We start from the raw sequence: 15175 nt of genomic DNA on the forward strand, positions 1-15175 counted from the left end.
TCCCGATCCCCGTCAGACCCAGCGAAACACCGCCGCGGCATGGACGAGGCAGAGCGCGAGCCCCCACCACAGCGGGGGGCCTGCGAAGAACAGCCAGCCCAGGCAGATGAAGGCCGAGCCGAGAAGCGAGATGAACAGCCGGTCGCCGCGCGTCGTCTCGATGCGCAGGATGCCGCGGCGCGGGGTTTCCGGGAAGCGGATGGCCAGGATGGTGAACAGCACCAGCAGGCCCGCGATCACCCAGAAGAACAGCGCCACCGGAAAGGTCCAGGCCATCCAGCCGCCGGGAACCATCGGCGCGGTCCAGTCCCTGGCCCCGTCCTTGACCGGCGTGGCCCAGACCAGCAGGGCCAGGACGGCGCCCATCAGCAGGGCGGCCAGGGCATAGATCGCCGGCCAGGCGATGCGCTTGTGCGTCGGGATGGCGGCGTCGGACATCAGACCCTCCCCAGGGCAAAGCCCTTGGCGATGTAGTTGCGCACGAACCAGATCACCAAGGCGCCGGGGATGATGGTCAGCACCCCCGCCGCCGCCAGCACGCCCCAGTCCATGCCGCTGGCGGAAACCGTGCGCGTCATCGTCGCCGCGATGGGCTTGGCGTTCACCGAGGTCAGCGTGCGGGACAAGAGCAGCTCGACCCAGCTGAACATGAAGCAGAAGAAGGCGGCGACCCCGATGCCGCTGGCGATCAGCGGCATGAAGATCCTGACGAAGAAGCGCGGGAAACTGTAGCCGTCGATATAGGCGGTCTCGTCGATCTCCTTGGGGACGCCGCGCATGAAGCCTTCCAGGATCCAGACCGCCAGCGGCACGTTGAACAGGCAATGCGCCAGCGCCACGGCGATATGCGTGTCGAAAAGCCCGACCGAGGAGTAGAGCTGGAAGAAGGGCAGCGCAAAGACCGCCGGCGGCGACATGCGGTTGGTCAGCAGCCAGAAGAACAGGTGCTTGTCGCCCATGAAGCTGTAGCGGCTGAAGGCATAGGCGGCCGGCAGCGCCACGGCGACGGAAATCACCGTGTTCATCACCACGTAGATGATCGAGTTCACATAGCCCATGTACCAGCTGGGATCGGTCAGGATGACCCGATAGTTCCGCAGGGTCAGGTTGTGCGGATAAAGGCTGAAGGTGCCGGTGATCTCGGCATTGGTCTTGAGGCTCATGTTCACCAGCCAGTAGATCGGCACCAGCAGGAACAGCAGGTAGATCAGCATCACCAGGGCCGAGGGCTTCAGGCGCATCACATGCCCTCCGGGATGTCGGCCTGGCTGCGGTCGATATTGGTCATGACGGTGTAGAACACCCAGCTGACCAGCAGGATCACCAGGAAATACATGATCGAGAAGGCGGCGGCGGGGCCGAGGTCGAACTGCCCGACCGCCATCTTCACCAGGTCGATGGAGAGGAAGGTGGTCGAGTTGCCGGGACCGCCGCCGGTGACGACGAAGGGCTCGGTATAGATCATGAAGCTGTCCATGAAGCGCAGAAGCACGGCGATCAGCAGCACGCCCTTCATCTTGGGCAGCTCGATATGGCGGAACACCGCCCAGCGGCTGGCCTGGTCGATCTTGGCGGCCTGGTAATAGGCCTGCGGGATGGATTGCAGCCCGGCATAGCAAAGCAGCGCGACCAGGCTGGTCCAGTGCCAGACATCCATCACGATCACGGTGATCCAGGCGTCCAGCGGGTCGTTGGTATAGTTGTAGTCGAGCCCCAGCGCCTTGAGCCCGCGGCCCAGAAGCCCGATGTCGGTGCGGCCGAAGATCTGCCAGATGGTGCCGACGACGTTGAAGGGGATCAGCAGCGGCAGCGCCATCAGCACCAGCACCAGGCTGGACCAGAAGCCCTTTTTCGGCATGTTCAGCGCCACGAAGATGCCCAGCGGCACCTCGATCGCCAGGATGATGGCGGAAAACAGCGCCTGCCGCCCCAGCGCCCCGTGCAGGCGGCGCGAATGCACCATCTCGTCGAACCATTCGAGACCCGCCCAGAAGAAGGCGTTGTTGCCGAACGTGTCGTTCACCGAATAGTTCACCACCGTCATCAGCGGGATTACCGCCGAGAAGGCGACGACGACCAGCACCGGCAGGACCAGGAACCAGGCCTTGTTGTTCTGGGTCTTTTCCATCAGCCGCCCCCCTGTTCCAACGGCGCGACGCGCCAGTCGTCGGCATAGACGTTGATCTTGCCCGGCGCGAAGGCGACCTGCGGCAGGCCGCCGACCACCATCCCCTCGGGCACGACCACGTTCAGCGGCCGGCCCGCGACCTCGCCGCGCACCAGCCGGTGGCGGCCCAGATCCTCGATCCGGCGGATGGTCAGCGGCAGCCCGCCGCTGGCGACCAGCCTGGCATGTTCGGGGCGGATGCCGATCTGCACCCGGCCGGCGACCGGGGGATAATGCGCCCCCAGCGCCACCACCTCGCCGCCGGGCAGCAGGGCTTGGTCGCCCCGCAGCTCCTCGGCATCGAGGAAGTTCATGCCGGGCGAGCCGATGAAATAGCCCACGAAGCTGTGGGCGGGCTTTTCGAACAGCTCCTCGGGCGTGCCCATCTGCACCACGCGGCCCTCGTGCATGACCACGACCTGCTGGGCAAAGGTCAGCGCCTCGGTCTGGTCGTGGGTGACGTAGATCATGGTATGGCCGAACTGGCGGTGCAGTTCCTTGAGCTGGGTGCGCAGCTCCCATTTCATCTGCGGGTCGATGACGGTCAGCGGCTCGTCGAAGAGGATCGCGTTCACGTCCTCGCGCACCATGCCGCGGCCAAGGCTGATCTTCTGCTTGGCATCGGCGGTCAGCCCCTGCGCCTTGCGGTTCAGCCATGCCTCCATGCCGATCATGCGCGCGATCCGGTCCACCCGCGCCTTGACATAGGCGGCGTCCTTGCCGCGGTTCCTCAGCGGGAAGGCCAGGTTGTCGCGCACGGTCATGGTGTCGTAGACCACCGGGAACTGGAACACCTGGGCGATGTTGCGCTCGGCCGTAGGGGCCGCGGTCACGTCGCGGTCGCCGAACAGCACCCGGCCCTGGCTGGGGGTCAGAAGCCCCGAGATGATGTTCAGAAGCGTGGTCTTGCCGCAGCCCGAGGCGCCCAGCAGCGCATAGGCGCCGCCGTCCTGCCAGACATGGTCCATCCGTTTCAGCGCGAAATCTGCATCGGACCGCGGATGGGGCAGGTAGCTGTGGGCCAGGTTCTGCAGGGTGATCCGCGCCATGTCAGGCCGCCTTCGCATAGGCGGCCGGGGCGGCAAGCCGCCCGGACGCGTCGAACAGGTAGACATGCGCCGGGTCCAGCCAGACCGAAAGCGGCTGGCCGGGGGTCAGCAGATGCACGCCCTCGACCAGCCCGACCCAGCGGTCGGCGCCATGCTCGACATGGACGAAGGTTTCCGAGCCGGTGATCTCGGTCCCGGCCAGCGTGCAGGCGAACGCCACCGCCGCCGGGCCGTGCCGGGCCAGCGACAGGTGGTTGGCGCGGAACCCGGCCAGATAGGCGCCGTCCGGCAGGTCGGCGAAACTGCCTGCGGCCAGCACGCTGTCGCCGAAGGTGACGGCATCGCCCTGCTTGCGGGCGGCAACGAAATTCATCGGCGGATCGCTGAACACCCGCGCCGTGGTCGCATCCACCGGCTGGCGATAGACCTGCGGCGTCGGGCCGAATTGCGTCACCCGGCCCTGCCACAGCGTCGCGGTATGGCCGCCCAGCAGCAGCGCCTCCTCGGGCTCGGTGGTGGCATAGACGAAGATCGCGCCCGACGCCTCGAAGATGCGCGGGATCTCGACCCGCAGCTCTTCGCGCAGCTTGTAGTCGAGGTTCGCCAAGGGCTCGTCCAGCAGCACCAGCCCGGCGCCCTTGACCAGCGCGCGGGCCAGGGCGCAGCGTTGCTGCTGGCCGCCCGAAAGCTCCAGCGGCTTGCGCGCCAGCATCGGCGTCAGGTGCAGCATCTCGGCGGTCTCGCGCACCTTGCGGTCGATCTCGTCCCGCGGCCGGCGCAGGATGCGCAGGGGCGAGGCGATGTTTTCATAGACCGAGAGGCCGGGATAGTTGATGAACTGCTGGTAGACCATGGCAATGCCGCGGTCCTGCACGCGCTGGCCGGTCACGTCCCGCCCGTCCCAGAGGATGCGGCCGGTCGTCGGCTGGTCCAGCCCCGCCATCAGCCGCATCAGGCTGGTCTTGCCGGAAAGCGTCGGGCCCAGCAGCACGTTCATGCTGCCCCTTTGCAGGGTCAGGCTGGTGGGGTGGACATGCACCCTGCCCCCGACCGACCGCGATACGCCCTGCAGTTCCAGCAAAGCCTTACCCTCCCCTATTCCGCCGCCGAATGGGCGGCATGGTGCCTGTCCACGAAGGCCGCCAGCTCGCGGCGTTGCGCCTCGGTCATGTGCAGGCCCAGCTTGGTGCGGCGCCACAGGATGTCCTCGGCAGTGGCGGCGAATTCATGGCGGATCAGCCAGATCACCTCGGCCTCGGTCAGCCCGGCGCCGAAATCGCGCCCCAGCGCCGCCATGCTGCCGGCGCCGTCGAGCAGCAGGAACGCCTCGGTGCCATAGGTGCGCACCAGCCGGCGCGACAGGCGCGGCGACAGGAACGGGTGGCGCGCCTGCAGCTGGGCCAGCAGATCCTCGACCCCGTCCACCGGGAAGTCGCCGCCCGGCAGCGGCACCCGCGCGGTCCAGTCCCCGCCCGCCTGCGGAAAGTAGGGCGCAAGCCTGGCCAGCGCGCCCTCGGCCAGCCGGCGGTAGGTGGTGATCTTGCCGCCGAAGACGTTGAGCAGCGGCGCCCCGCCCGCCTCGCCGTCCTGCAGGCTGAGGACATAGTCCCGCGTCGCCGCCGTGGCCGATTTCGCGCCGTCGTCGTAAAGCGGCCGCACCCCGGAATAGGTCCAGACCACCTGATCGGGCGTCACCGGCCGGGCGAAATAGCGGCTGGCGAAGGCGCAGAGGTAATCGCGCTCTTCCTCGGTGCAGCGCGCCTCGCCGGGGGGGCCGCGATGGTCCATGTCGGTGGTGCCGATCAGGGTGAAATCCTCTTCGAAGGGGATCGCGAAGATGATCCGCCCGTCCGTGCCCTGGAAGAAATAGCAGCGGTCGTGGTCGTAAAGCCGCGGCACGACGATGTGGCTGCCGCGCACCAGCCGCACCCCTTCGGTCGAGGGGATATGCGCGACGTTGCGGATCACGTCCTCGACCCATGGCCCGCCGGCATTGACCAGCGCGCGGGCGTGGTGGATGCGCGTGCCCCCCGCCCCCTCGGTGGTGATGCGCCACAGCCCGTCCGCGCGCTCGGCATGGGTGACGCGGGTGCGGGTCAGGATGGTGGCGCCGCGGGCCTGCGCGTCGCGGGCGTTCAGCACCACCAGCCGCGAATCCTGCACCCAGCAGTCGGAATATTCCCAGCCCCGCCGGAAGCCCGGCTTCAGCGGCTTGCCCAGCGGGTCGCGGGACAGGTCCAGCCGCCTGGTCCCCGGCAGGATCCTGCGGCCGCCCAGATTGTCGTAAAGGAACAGCCCCAGCCGGATCAGCCAGGCCGGGCGGCGGCCGCGCAGCCAGGGCATCGCCAGCGACAGGATGCGCGAGGTCGGCGTGTCGGCCTCGAAGCGCATGTCGGGCGACCAGGGCAGCACGAAACGCATCGGCCAGGAGATATGCGGCATCGCGGCCAGCAGCGTCTCGCGTTCCTCCAGCGCCTCGCGCACCAGCCGGAACTCGAAGAACTCCAGGTAGCGCAGCCCGCCATGGAACAGCTTGGTCGAGGCCGATGAGGTCGCCTGCGCCAGGTCGCCCATCTCGGCCAGCGTGACCGCAAGCCCGCGCCCCGCCGCATCCCGCGCGATGCCGCAGCCGTTGATTCCTCCGCCGATGATGAAAAGGTCGGCCTGGGGCCGCGCTGGTGCCGACACGCCGATCCCTCCCCGTCGCTGCGCGTCCGTCGATAGCCGAAAGGTGTAACGGCTTCGTGACCCCGGTCAAGCGAAAATTTTCGTTTATGATCGCTTTTGGAAAAAACGAATGAACATGCGCGGCATTGCAGCATGATTCGCGGGAAAACAGTGCAGATGCAGCAATGATCGCGAGCCGCGACGCGCGGTTTTTCTTGCGCCGCAAGAACGGCGAGCCGCCGTCAAGGGTAAAATCGAACTGAAACGAACATTCGGAAGCGCCGAGGGCGCGGCAACCGCAGGTAGAAAGGCATTTCCACGCCGCCGCGCAGCCATCCGCGACTGCCCGCCGTTGCCGCAATGCAGCAATTTCGCCGTCCATGCGGCAAAGGGACGCCGTTTCCGCCGCGCCGGGCTTGGTCTCGGCGGGAAAATCTGGCAAGGACGGCGCATCCTAAGAACAAGGGCCATCCAGATGAACAGCCAATCCGTCATACATACCGGGGGTCAGGTGGCCACGCTGACCCATCTTCAAAGGCTTGAAGCCGAAAGCATCCAGATCATGCGCGAGGTCGTGGCGGCGGCCGACAACCCGGTGATGCTCTATTCGGTCGGCAAGGATTCGGCCTGCATGCTGCATCTGGCGAAGAAGGCGTTCTACCCGGCCCCGCCGCCCTTCCCGCTGCTGCATGTCGACACCACCTGGAAATTCCGCGCCATGTACGATCTGCGCGACCGCGCCGCGGCGCAGGCGGGCATGGAGCTGATCGTCCACCACAACCCCGAGGCGATGGAAAAGGGCATCAACCCCTTCGACCACGGCAGCCTGCATACGGACATGTGGAAGACGGACGGGCTGAAGCAGGCGCTGACCAAGTTCAATTTCGACGTGGCCTTCGGCGGCGCGCGCCGCGACGAGGAAAAGTCGCGCGCCAAGGAACGGGTGTTCTCGTTCCGCTCGGCCAACCACCGCTGGGATCCCAAGAACCAGCGCCCCGAGCTGTGGAAGCTCTACAACACCCGCAAGGGCAAGGGGGAATCGATCCGGGTCTTCCCGCTGTCGAACTGGACCGAACTGGACATCTGGCAGTATATCCACCTGGAAAACATCGACATCGTGCCGCTGTATTTCTCGGACCTGCGGCCGGTGGTGGAACGCGACGGCCTGCTCATCATGGTCGACGACGACCGCTTCCGCCTGCGCGAGGGCGAGCAACCGATGATGAAATCCGTGCGCTTCCGCACGCTGGGCTGCTATCCGCTGACCGGCGCGGTGGAATCGAACGCCAAGACCCTGCCCGAGGTCATCCAGGAAATGCTGCTGACCACCACGTCCGAGCGGCAGGGCCGCGCCATCGACCACGACCAGTCGGCCTCGATGGAGAAGAAGAAGCAAGAGGGGTATTTCTGAGATGAACCACGAGATGAAAAGCCCCGTCTATGTCACGGACACGCTGATCTCCCAGGATATCGACGCCTATCTGCTGAAGCACCAGCACAAGACCATGCTGCGCTTCATCACCTGCGGCTCGGTCGACGACGGCAAGTCCACGCTGATCGGCCGGCTGCTCTATGACAGCAAGATGATCTTCGAGGACCAGCTGGCGAGCCTGGAAAGCGATTCCAAGGTCGTGGGCACCCAGGGCGGCGAGATCGACTTCGCCCTGCTGGTCGACGGCCTGGCGGCGGAACGCGAACAAGGCATCACCATCGACGTGGCCTATCGCTTCTTTGCCACCGACAAGCGCAAGTTCATCGTCGCCGACACGCCCGGCCACGAGCAATATACCCGCAACATGGTCACCGGCGCCTCGACCGCCGACCTTGCCGTGATCCTGATCGACGCGCGCCAGGGCGTGCTGACCCAGACCCGGCGGCACAGCTACCTGGTGAACCTGCTGGGCATCCAGAACGTGGTGCTGGCGGTGAACAAGATGGACCTGGTCGATTACTCGGCCGAGCGGTTCTACGACATCGTCGCGGATTATTCGCATTTCGCCAAGCAGATCGGCATGGACAGCTTCCTGCCGATCCCGATCTCGGGGCTCAAGGGCGACAATATCGTCGAGAAAAGCCCGAACATGCATTGGTACCAGGGCCCGACGCTGCTGGGCCACCTGGAAGAGGCGCCGGTCAGCGACACCCGCATGCTGGACCAGCCCTTCCGCATGGCGGTGCAATGGGTGAACCGGCCGAACCTGGACTTCCGCGGCTTTGCCGGCCAGATCGGCGCGGGCATGGTGCGGCCGGGCGACGCCATCCGGGTGCTGCCCTCGGGCAAGACCACCACGGTCAAGTCGATCGTCACCTATGACGGCGACCTGGACCTGGCCGTCGCCGGCCAGTCGGTGACGCTGACCTTCGCCGACGAGATCGACTGCTCGCGCGGCGATATGATCGTGCAATCCGACCAGCCCTGCGAGGTCGCCGACCAGTTCGAGGCGACGGTGGTCTGGATGGCCGAGCAGGAGATGCTGCCGGGCCGCCCCTACCTGCTGAAGATCGGCACCCAGACCGTCACCGCGACCGTGACCGAGCCCAAGTATGAGGTCAACGTCAACACGCTGGAGCATCTGGCCAGCAAGACGCTGGGGCTGAACGCCATCGGGGTGGTCAATATCTCGACCGACCGGCCGATCCCGTTCGAGGCCTATGCCCAGAACCCCGACCTGGGCGGCTTCATCCTGATCGACCGCATGACCAATGCCACGGTGGCGGCGGGCATGATCCATTTCGCGCTGCGCCGGTCGCAGAACATCCACTGGCAGGCGCTGGACGTGAACCGCGATGCCCATGCGGCGCTGAAGAACCAGAAGCCCGCCGTGGTCTGGTTCACCGGCCTGTCGGGCTCGGGCAAATCGACCATCGCCAATATCGTCGAGAAGAAGCTGCATGCCCTGGGCAAGCACACCTTCCTGCTGGACGGCGACAACATCCGCCACGGGCTGAACCGCGACCTGGGCTTTACCGATGCCGACCGGGTGGAAAACATCCGCCGCGTGGGCGAGGTGGCGCGGCTGATGACCGATGCCGGGCTGATCGTGCTGACCGCCTTCATCTCGCCCTTCCGTTCGGAACGGCAGATGGTGCGCGACCTGATGGCGCCGGGCGAGTTCGTCGAGGTCTTCGTCGACACGCCGCTGGAGGTGGCCGAGGCGCGCGACGTCAAGGGCCTGTACAAAAAGGCGCGGTCGGGCCAGCTGAAGAACTTCACCGGCATCGACAGCCCCTATGAGCAGCCGCAGAATGCCGAGCTGACTGTGAACACGGTCGAGCTGACGCCCGAGGACGCGGCCGAGCGCATCGTGCAATACGTGCTGCGCGAGATGAGCTGACGCCCCGCCCCTTCGCGGATGAGACAAAAGAACGGCGGCCGGGTTGCGGCCGCCGTTCGCATGTCGGGGTCGGGCTTTTCCTAGCGGCGGCGCTAGGCCCTGTCCGCCAGCGCCCGCGGCCTTGGCCCGCCGGTGGCCCAGTCGAGCAGTTCGGCCGTATGGACGACCGGCACCCCGGTGCCCGAGCCGATCTGCATCATGCAGCCGATATTGCCGGCGCTGATCACCTGCGGGGTCAGCGCCTCCAGCGTCTCGACCTTGCGGCGCTTCAGCTCGGCCGAGATCACCGGCTGCATCAGGTTGTAGGTGCCGGCCGAGCCGCAGCAGATATGCGCGTCCCTGGGCTCCAGCACGGTAAAGCCGGCAGCGGCCAGCAATTCCTTGGGCGCGCTGCGGATCTGCTGGCCGTGCTGCAACGAACAGGCGGCGTGATAGCCGACGCGCAGCGGCTCGGCATGGCCGGGCTCGCGCAAGCCCAGCTCGGCCATGACCTCGGTGATGTCCTTGGCCAAGCCGGCCACCCGCGCGGCATCCGCGGCCAGCGGATCATGCGCGAACATGTGCCCGTAGTCCTTGACCGTGGTGCCGCAGCCCGAGGTGTTGATGACCACCGCGTCCAGCCCCTCGCCCGCGATCTCGGCCATCAGCGCACGGATATTGGCGGCGGCCATGGCGTGGCTTTCGTCGGTCTTGCCCATGTGATGGGTCAGCGCGCCGCAGCAGCCCAGGCCGCGCGGGATCACCACCTCGCAGCCATGCCGGCGCAGAAGGCGGATGGTCGCGTCGTTGATGTCGGTGTTCAGCGCCCTTTGCGCGCAGCCGACCAGCAGCGCCACCCGCTTGCGGCGCGGCACCTCGGCGGCAAAGACCTGCGGGCGGTCGTTCAGGCTGGGCGGCGGGATGTCGCGCGGCGCCATGTCCAGCATCGCCCGCAGCCGCGCATCCGGCAGCAGCCGGCGAAAGGGCCGCGCGATCTTCGCGCCCATCAGCGCCAGTCGGAAGCGCCCCGGATAGGGCAGGATGCGCGCCAAGAGCCAGCGCAGCGCCCGCTCGCCCAGGGGGCGGCGATAGGTCTTTTCGATATATTCGCGGGCGTGATCGACCAGGTGCATGTAATGCACGCCCGAGGGGCAGGTGGTCATGCAGGAAAGGCAGCTGAGGCAGCGGTCGATGTGGCCGACGGTCTTGGCATCGGGGATCTTGCCGTTCTCCAGCATGTCCTTGATCAGGTAGATGCGGCCGCGCGGGCTGTCCAGCTCGTCGCCCAGCACCTTGTAGGTCGGGCAGGTCGCGGTGCAGAAGCCGCAATGGACGCAGCTGCGCAGGATCTCGTTGGCGCGGGCCGTGCCGGGGTCGGCCAGTTGCTCGGCGGTGAAATTGGTCTGCATGTCAGCTGTCCATCAGGCCGGGATTGAGGATGCCGGCGGGGTCGAACCTGTGGCGCAACCCGGCCGAGAGCCGGGCGACGGCCGGGGCTTCGGGCGGAAAGGCCGGGCCGTCCAGCCCTCCGCGCCGGACCAGCGTGGCATGGGGCGCGACCTGCCGCACCGCCTGGACCGTCCCCGGCCCGCAATACCAGACGAGCCCGCCGCCCCAGTCGAGCGACGCCTCGCCCCCCAGCGCCTGCAAGGCCCGCGCCGCGGCCGGGGCGTCGCTGGGCTTGACCAGCACCCGCCAGAGCGGCGCGTCCGCGCCAGCGAAATGCGCCAGGTCGCGCAGCTCGCACCACAGGGCCAGGGTGGCGGCATCGTCCAGCACCTCGGCCTCGCGCGGTGCCAGCAGCGCCAGCAGCCGGTCGCGGCGATAGGTCATCTGCGGCCCCAGCCCCTCGACCCGCAGCCAGGCCGAGCCGTCGCGGAAGGCGGCGCCCGAGACCTCGAAAGGCGTCGCCAGCGCGGCCGAGAAGATCGCCACCGCCTCTTCGATCGTGACGCCGTGAAAGCCCAGCGTGCAGCGGTCGGGCAGGTGCGGCAGGGTCTTCAGCGCCACCTCGGTCAGCACGCCCAGCGTGCCATGCGCGCCGCAAAAGAGCTTGCCCAGGTCGAGGCCGGTGACGTTCTTCATCACCCGGCCGCCGTTCTTCAGCACCCGGCCCTGGCCGTCGACGAAGCGCACCCCCAGCAGATGGTCGCGGCAGGCCCCGGCCAGCAACCGGCGCGGGCCGCTGGCATTGGCCGCGACCACGCCGCCGATGGTCGGCGTGCCGTTACGACCCAGCACGCCGCGCATGTCGGCGGGCTCGAAGGCCAGCGCCTGGCCCTCGGCGGCCAGCATGGCCCGGATCTGGTCCAGGGGCGTGCCGACGCGGGCGATCAGCGTCATCTCGCCCGGCTCATAGGTCACGACGCCGCTGATCGCGGCAGTGGACATCAGCTCGCCCGGCACGGCGCCGGTCTCGACCCGCGTGCCGCCGCCGGCGATGCGCAGGGGCAGACGGGCGGCGAAACGCTCAGCGATCAGGGCGGCAAGCTCGGCCTCGCTGGCGGGGCTCAGCCCCGCGCCGCTGGGGTTGTCGGGGGTCATCGGGCGGCTGCCTCCTCGCGCCAGGGCTGGCTTGCGTCCAGCGGAAAGACCTTGGCCGGGTTGAGCAGCCAGCGCGGGTCGAAAGCGTCCTTGACCGCCATCTGGATCTCCAGGTCGGGGCCGTCATATTGCTTGCCCATCAGGTCGCGCTTTTCGATGCCCACGCCATGCTCGCCGGTCAGGCAGCCGCCGACATCGACGCAAAGCCGCAGGATGTCGTTGCCGAAAGCCTCGGCCCGCTCCAGGTCGCCGGGCTTGTTGGCGTTGAACAGGATCAGCGGGTGCATGTTGCCGTCGCCGGCATGAAAGACATTCGCGACCTCCAGCCCGTGCTGGCGCGAAAGCTCGCCGATCATCTTCAGCGTATAGGGCAGCTGGCCCACCGGCACGGTGCCGTCCAGGCAGATATAGTCGCCCAGCCGGCCCATGGCGCCAAAGGCCGACTTGCGGCCCTTCCAGATCGCCATGGCTTCGTCGGCATTGCGGCTTTCGCGGAACTCGACCGGGTTCAGGGCACCCGCGATCTCGCGGATGCGGGCGATCTGGTGGTCGATCTCGGCCGGCGAGCCCTCGACCTCGACGATCAGCACCGCGGCGCAATCGGGATAGCCGGCATGGGCAAAGGCCTCGACCGCGCGCAGGCAGACGTCGTCCATGTATTCGATGGCGACCGGCAGCACGCCCGAGCGGATGATCCGCGCCACGCATTCGCCGGCCACCTCGGCGCCGTCGAATCCGATCAGCACCGGGCGCGCACCCTCGGGGCGCGGCAGGATGCGCAAGGTGGCCTCGGTCACGATGCCCAGCTGCCCTTCCGAGCCGCAGATCAGCCCCATCAGGTCCAGGCCCATCGGCCCCATCTCGGGCCCGCCCAGCTCGACCACCTCGCCGGTGGTCAGCACCACGGTGGCGCCCATCAGGTTGTTGGTGGTGACGCCGTATTTCAGGCAATGCGCCCCGCCCGAGTTCATCGCGATATTGCCGGCGATGGTGCAGGCCAGCTGCGAGGACGGGTCGGGCGCATAGAAGAAGCCATGCGGCTCCAGCTCGGCGCTGACCGACAGGTTGGTCACGCCGGTCTGCACGCGAATGATGCGGTTCGCGGTGTCGATCTCCAGCACCTCGCGCAGGCGCAGGGTGGCGATGATGACCGAATCGGCCGTGGGCAGCGCGCCCCCGGCCAGCGAGGTTCCCGCACCGCGCGGCACCACCGGCACCCGCATCTCGTGGCAGATGCGCATGGCGGCCGCGACTTCCTCGGTCGTGCGCGGCAGCACCACGGCCAGCGGCGGGCAGCGATAGGCGGTCAGCGCGTCGCATTCATAGGCCCGCGTCTCCTCGGGGTCCGAGATCACGGCATCCGCGGGCAGGACGTCGCGCAGGGCGGCGACGATCTGCGGCGCGCGCGCAAGAATGGCCGCATCGGGGCTGGGCATGGCGATACCGGACAAGCTCTCCTCCCTTGGTGGCGGGGCCGTCCTCTGCCCCTGCATTCTTGGTATAATTTTCAGACCACATTAGTCAATCGGTATTTTTCTGGACCAACGCGCCGGATTTGTGCTTACATGGCAGCGATCCGACAAAATCGCACGAGCGCCCATGACCAACGCTTCCGTAAAATCCGAACGCGCCGCCGAGGCCGTGGCCCAGCATCTCGAATCGCTGATCCTTGAGGGCTCGCTGCGCCCCGACGAGCGGCTCTTGCCCGAGCGCGAGCTGGCCGAGCGGCTGAACGTCTCGCGCTCGACCCTGCGCGACGGGCTGAAGATCCTTGAGGAGCGCGGGCTACTGACCAGCGCCGGCGGGCGCGGCAGCCGGGTGGCAGCCCTGGGCAGCGCGGCGATCACCGATCCGCTGATCGCCATGCTGGCCCGCCATGCCGAGGCGGCGGACGATTACCTGGAGTTCCGCGGCATCGTCGAAAGCGCGGCAGCCGGGCTGGCCGCGCAGCGCGCCACCGAGATCGAGCTGGCGCGCATCCGCGACTGCCTTGGCCGCATCGACCGCGCCCATGCCCGCGCCGATACCGGCGAGGAGGCCGAGGCGGATGCCGAGTTGCACCTGCTGATCTATGAGGCGAGCCATAACCTGACGCTCTTGCAGATCATGCAGGCGCTGGCGGGGGTGCTGCGCTCAGACGTGATCCAGAACCGCAGCCGGCTGTTCGCGGTGCCGGCCATCCGCGAGTTGCTGCGCCAGCAGCACCGCGCCATCGCCGAGGCGATCCTTGCCCGCGATGCCGAGGCCGCCCGGCAGGCAGCGGGCGAGCATATCGGCTATCTGCGCCAGGCCAGCCGCGAGATCCGCGAGGCCGAGGCGCGGCTGGACCTGTCGCTGCGCCGGCTGAACGGCGGCGGCGCCGGCACGCGCGCGGCCGGCGCCAGATCATCCGCCCCCGCCGCAGGGGGCTAGGGGCGAAAGGGCCGGTTTCCGGCCCTTTTATCCCCGCTCAGTCCAGGCTGACATTGGCGTCGCGGACCACCGGCTCCCATTTCGCCATCTCGGCCTTGACATGCTCGGCCAGTTCCTCGGGGGACGAGGCGACGATGGTGGCCGAGAACTCCTTCATCCGCTCGGCCACCGCCGGGTCGGCCATGGCGGCCAGCGCGGCCTTGTTCAGCGCCTCGACCGCCTCGGGCGGCGTGCCGGCGGGGGCGAAAAGCGCGTTCCAGGTATAGGTTTCGTATCCCGGCAGGGTCTCGGCGATGGCCGGGATGTCGGGGAAGCTGGGCGCGCGTTCGGCGGTGGTCACGCCAAGCGCCCGCAGCTTGCCCGAGGCGATATGCCCCGAGGCCGAGGGCAGGTTGTCGAAGATGATCGGCACTTGGTTGCCCAGAACGTCGGTCAGCGCCGGGCCCGAGCCCTTGTAGGGGATATGGGTGATGTCCACCCCGGCCATGGCCTTGAACAGCTCGCCCGACAGGTGCAGCGGCGTGCCGTTGCCTGACGAGGCATAGGCCAGCGGCTCGGCCTTGGCGAGGTCGATCAGTTCCTGCACCGTGTTCACCGGCAGCTCCGGGTTCACCGCCAGCACGTTCGGCACCAGCACCAACAGCGACACAGGCGCGAAATCCGCGACCGGATCGTAGGGTTTCTGCTTCAGGATCAGCGGGTTCAGCGCATGGGTGGCGACGGTGGCCATCAGGATCGTATAGCCGTCGGGATCGGCCTTGGCGACCTGGGCCGCGCCCAGGCTGCCGCCGGCGCCGCCGACGTTCTGCACGATGACCTGCTGGCCCAGCTCTTGGCTCATCCGTTCGGCGACGATGCGCCCGACCACGTCGGTCGAGCCACCGGCGGCAAAGGGGATGACCAGGGTGATCGGGCGATCCGGGTATTCGGCGGCGGCGGCGCCGGCCAGGCCAAGCGCCATGGTGGCGCCCAGCAGCAGGCGGCGGGTGATGGATGCGGTCATGGTTTCCTCCCAGTTGAAT

At 67.8% G+C, this 15175-nt stretch carries 13 protein-coding genes; 3 read left to right on the forward strand and 10 right to left on the reverse strand.

Annotated features, from left to right (window positions below; translation table 11 throughout):
- Positions 1–12: 12 nt before the first annotated feature.
- Genes E3U25_RS08125 through glpD form a run of 6 tightly spaced genes read right to left on the reverse strand, consistent with a single transcriptional unit; the run spans position 13 to position 5904 of the window.
- Positions 13–438 (reverse strand): DUF2160 domain-containing protein, encoded by a 426-nt coding sequence (locus E3U25_RS08125; protein ID WP_166435384.1) that lies wholly within the window; start codon positions 436–438, stop codon positions 13–15.
- Entirely contained in the window at positions 438–1241 is an 804-nt protein-coding gene (locus tag E3U25_RS08130; protein WP_036753280.1) for a carbohydrate ABC transporter permease, read from the reverse strand. The genes E3U25_RS08125 and E3U25_RS08130 overlap by 1 nt, the downstream gene beginning before the upstream one ends.
- The gene (locus tag E3U25_RS08135; protein ID WP_036753283.1) at positions 1241–2128 is read right to left on the reverse strand and encodes a carbohydrate ABC transporter permease; all 888 of its coding nucleotides are present in this window, start codon (positions 2126–2128) and stop codon (positions 1241–1243) included. The genes E3U25_RS08130 and E3U25_RS08135 overlap by 1 nt, the downstream gene beginning before the upstream one ends.
- A complete protein-coding gene (locus E3U25_RS08140; RefSeq protein WP_116220688.1) occupies positions 2128–3216 on the reverse strand; it encodes an ABC transporter ATP-binding protein in 1089 nt (362 codons plus the stop codon). The genes E3U25_RS08135 and E3U25_RS08140 overlap by 1 nt, the downstream gene beginning before the upstream one ends.
- Before the next feature lies 1 nt (position 3217).
- Entirely contained in the window at positions 3218–4297 is a 1080-nt protein-coding gene (locus E3U25_RS08145) for an ABC transporter ATP-binding protein (protein WP_116220687.1), read from the reverse strand.
- Positions 4298–4311: 14 nt separating this feature from the next.
- Complete coding sequence (gene glpD / locus E3U25_RS08150) at positions 4312–5904, reverse strand: glycerol-3-phosphate dehydrogenase (protein WP_116220686.1); 1593 nt, start codon at positions 5902–5904, stop codon at positions 4312–4314.
- A gap of 454 nt (positions 5905–6358) precedes the next feature.
- Between glpD and cysD the strand changes: the two genes are divergently transcribed.
- Both cysD and cysN read left to right on the forward strand, forming a co-directional pair.
- The gene (gene cysD, locus E3U25_RS08155) at positions 6359–7294 is read left to right on the forward strand and encodes a sulfate adenylyltransferase subunit CysD (RefSeq protein WP_036753297.1); all 936 of its coding nucleotides are present in this window, start codon (positions 6359–6361) and stop codon (positions 7292–7294) included.
- 1 nt (position 7295) lies between these two features.
- On the forward strand, positions 7296–9218 hold the full coding sequence (gene cysN, locus E3U25_RS08160; protein ID WP_036753300.1) for a sulfate adenylyltransferase subunit CysN: 1923 nt from the start codon (positions 7296–7298) through the stop codon (positions 9216–9218).
- A gap of 92 nt (positions 9219–9310) precedes the next feature.
- Here the strand turns inward: cysN and glcF are convergent, their stop codons facing one another.
- From glcF to E3U25_RS08175, 3 genes are read right to left on the reverse strand one after another with little or no spacing between them, the layout of a single operon-like run.
- Positions 9311–10606, reverse strand: a complete 1296-nt coding sequence (gene glcF, locus E3U25_RS08165; RefSeq protein WP_116220685.1) for a glycolate oxidase subunit GlcF — start codon at positions 10604–10606, stop codon at positions 9311–9313.
- Between the two features lies 1 nt (position 10607).
- Complete coding sequence (locus E3U25_RS08170) at positions 10608–11741, reverse strand: FAD-binding protein (RefSeq protein WP_116220684.1); 1134 nt, start codon at positions 11739–11741, stop codon at positions 10608–10610.
- Positions 11738–13192, reverse strand: a complete 1455-nt coding sequence (locus tag E3U25_RS08175) for an FAD-linked oxidase C-terminal domain-containing protein (RefSeq protein WP_072462221.1) — start codon at positions 13190–13192, stop codon at positions 11738–11740. The genes E3U25_RS08170 and E3U25_RS08175 overlap by 4 nt, the downstream gene beginning before the upstream one ends.
- A 148-nt stretch (positions 13193–13340) precedes the next feature.
- On the opposite strand from E3U25_RS08175, the gene E3U25_RS08180 reads away from it, so the two are divergent.
- Positions 13341–14153 (forward strand): FCD domain-containing protein, encoded by an 813-nt coding sequence (locus E3U25_RS08180; RefSeq protein ID WP_036753313.1) that lies wholly within the window; start codon positions 13341–13343, stop codon positions 14151–14153.
- 37 nt (positions 14154–14190) lie between these two features.
- On the opposite strand, the gene E3U25_RS08185 is transcribed toward E3U25_RS08180, so the two are convergent.
- On the reverse strand, positions 14191–15156 hold the full coding sequence (locus E3U25_RS08185) for a Bug family tripartite tricarboxylate transporter substrate binding protein (protein WP_116220683.1): 966 nt from the start codon (positions 15154–15156) through the stop codon (positions 14191–14193).
- Between the last annotated feature and the right edge of the window lie 19 nt (positions 15157–15175).

This window comes from Paracoccus versutus, assembly GCF_029909795.1.
Lineage (GTDB): Bacteria > Pseudomonadota > Alphaproteobacteria > Rhodobacterales > Rhodobacteraceae > Paracoccus > Paracoccus versutus.

Excerpts from the sequence above, each read along its gene's own strand:
- E3U25_RS08125 (WP_166435384.1), bottom strand. The coding sequence starts at position 438 with ATGTCCGACGCCGCCATCCCGACGCACAAGCGCATCGCCTGGCCGGCG.
- E3U25_RS08130 (WP_036753280.1), bottom strand. The coding sequence starts at position 1,241 with ATGCGCCTGAAGCCCTCGGCCCTGGTGATGCTGATCTACCTGCTGTTC.
- E3U25_RS08135 (WP_036753283.1), bottom strand. The coding sequence starts at position 2,128 with ATGGAAAAGACCCAGAACAACAAGGCCTGGTTCCTGGTCCTGCCGGTG.
- E3U25_RS08140 (WP_116220688.1), bottom strand. The coding sequence starts at position 3,216 with ATGGCGCGGATCACCCTGCAGAACCTGGCCCACAGCTACCTGCCCCAT.
- cysD (WP_036753297.1), top strand. The coding sequence starts at position 6,359 with ATGAACAGCCAATCCGTCATACATACCGGGGGTCAGGTGGCCACGCTG.
- cysN (WP_036753300.1), top strand. The coding sequence starts at position 7,296 with ATGAACCACGAGATGAAAAGCCCCGTCTATGTCACGGACACGCTGATC.
- glcF (WP_116220685.1), bottom strand. The coding sequence starts at position 10,606 with ATGCAGACCAATTTCACCGCCGAGCAACTGGCCGACCCCGGCACGGCC.
- E3U25_RS08170 (WP_116220684.1), bottom strand. The coding sequence starts at position 11,741 with ATGACCCCCGACAACCCCAGCGGCGCGGGGCTGAGCCCCGCCAGCGAG.
- E3U25_RS08180 (WP_036753313.1), top strand. The coding sequence starts at position 13,341 with ATGACCAACGCTTCCGTAAAATCCGAACGCGCCGCCGAGGCCGTGGCC.
- E3U25_RS08185 (WP_116220683.1), bottom strand. The coding sequence starts at position 15,156 with ATGACCGCATCCATCACCCGCCGCCTGCTGCTGGGCGCCACCATGGCG.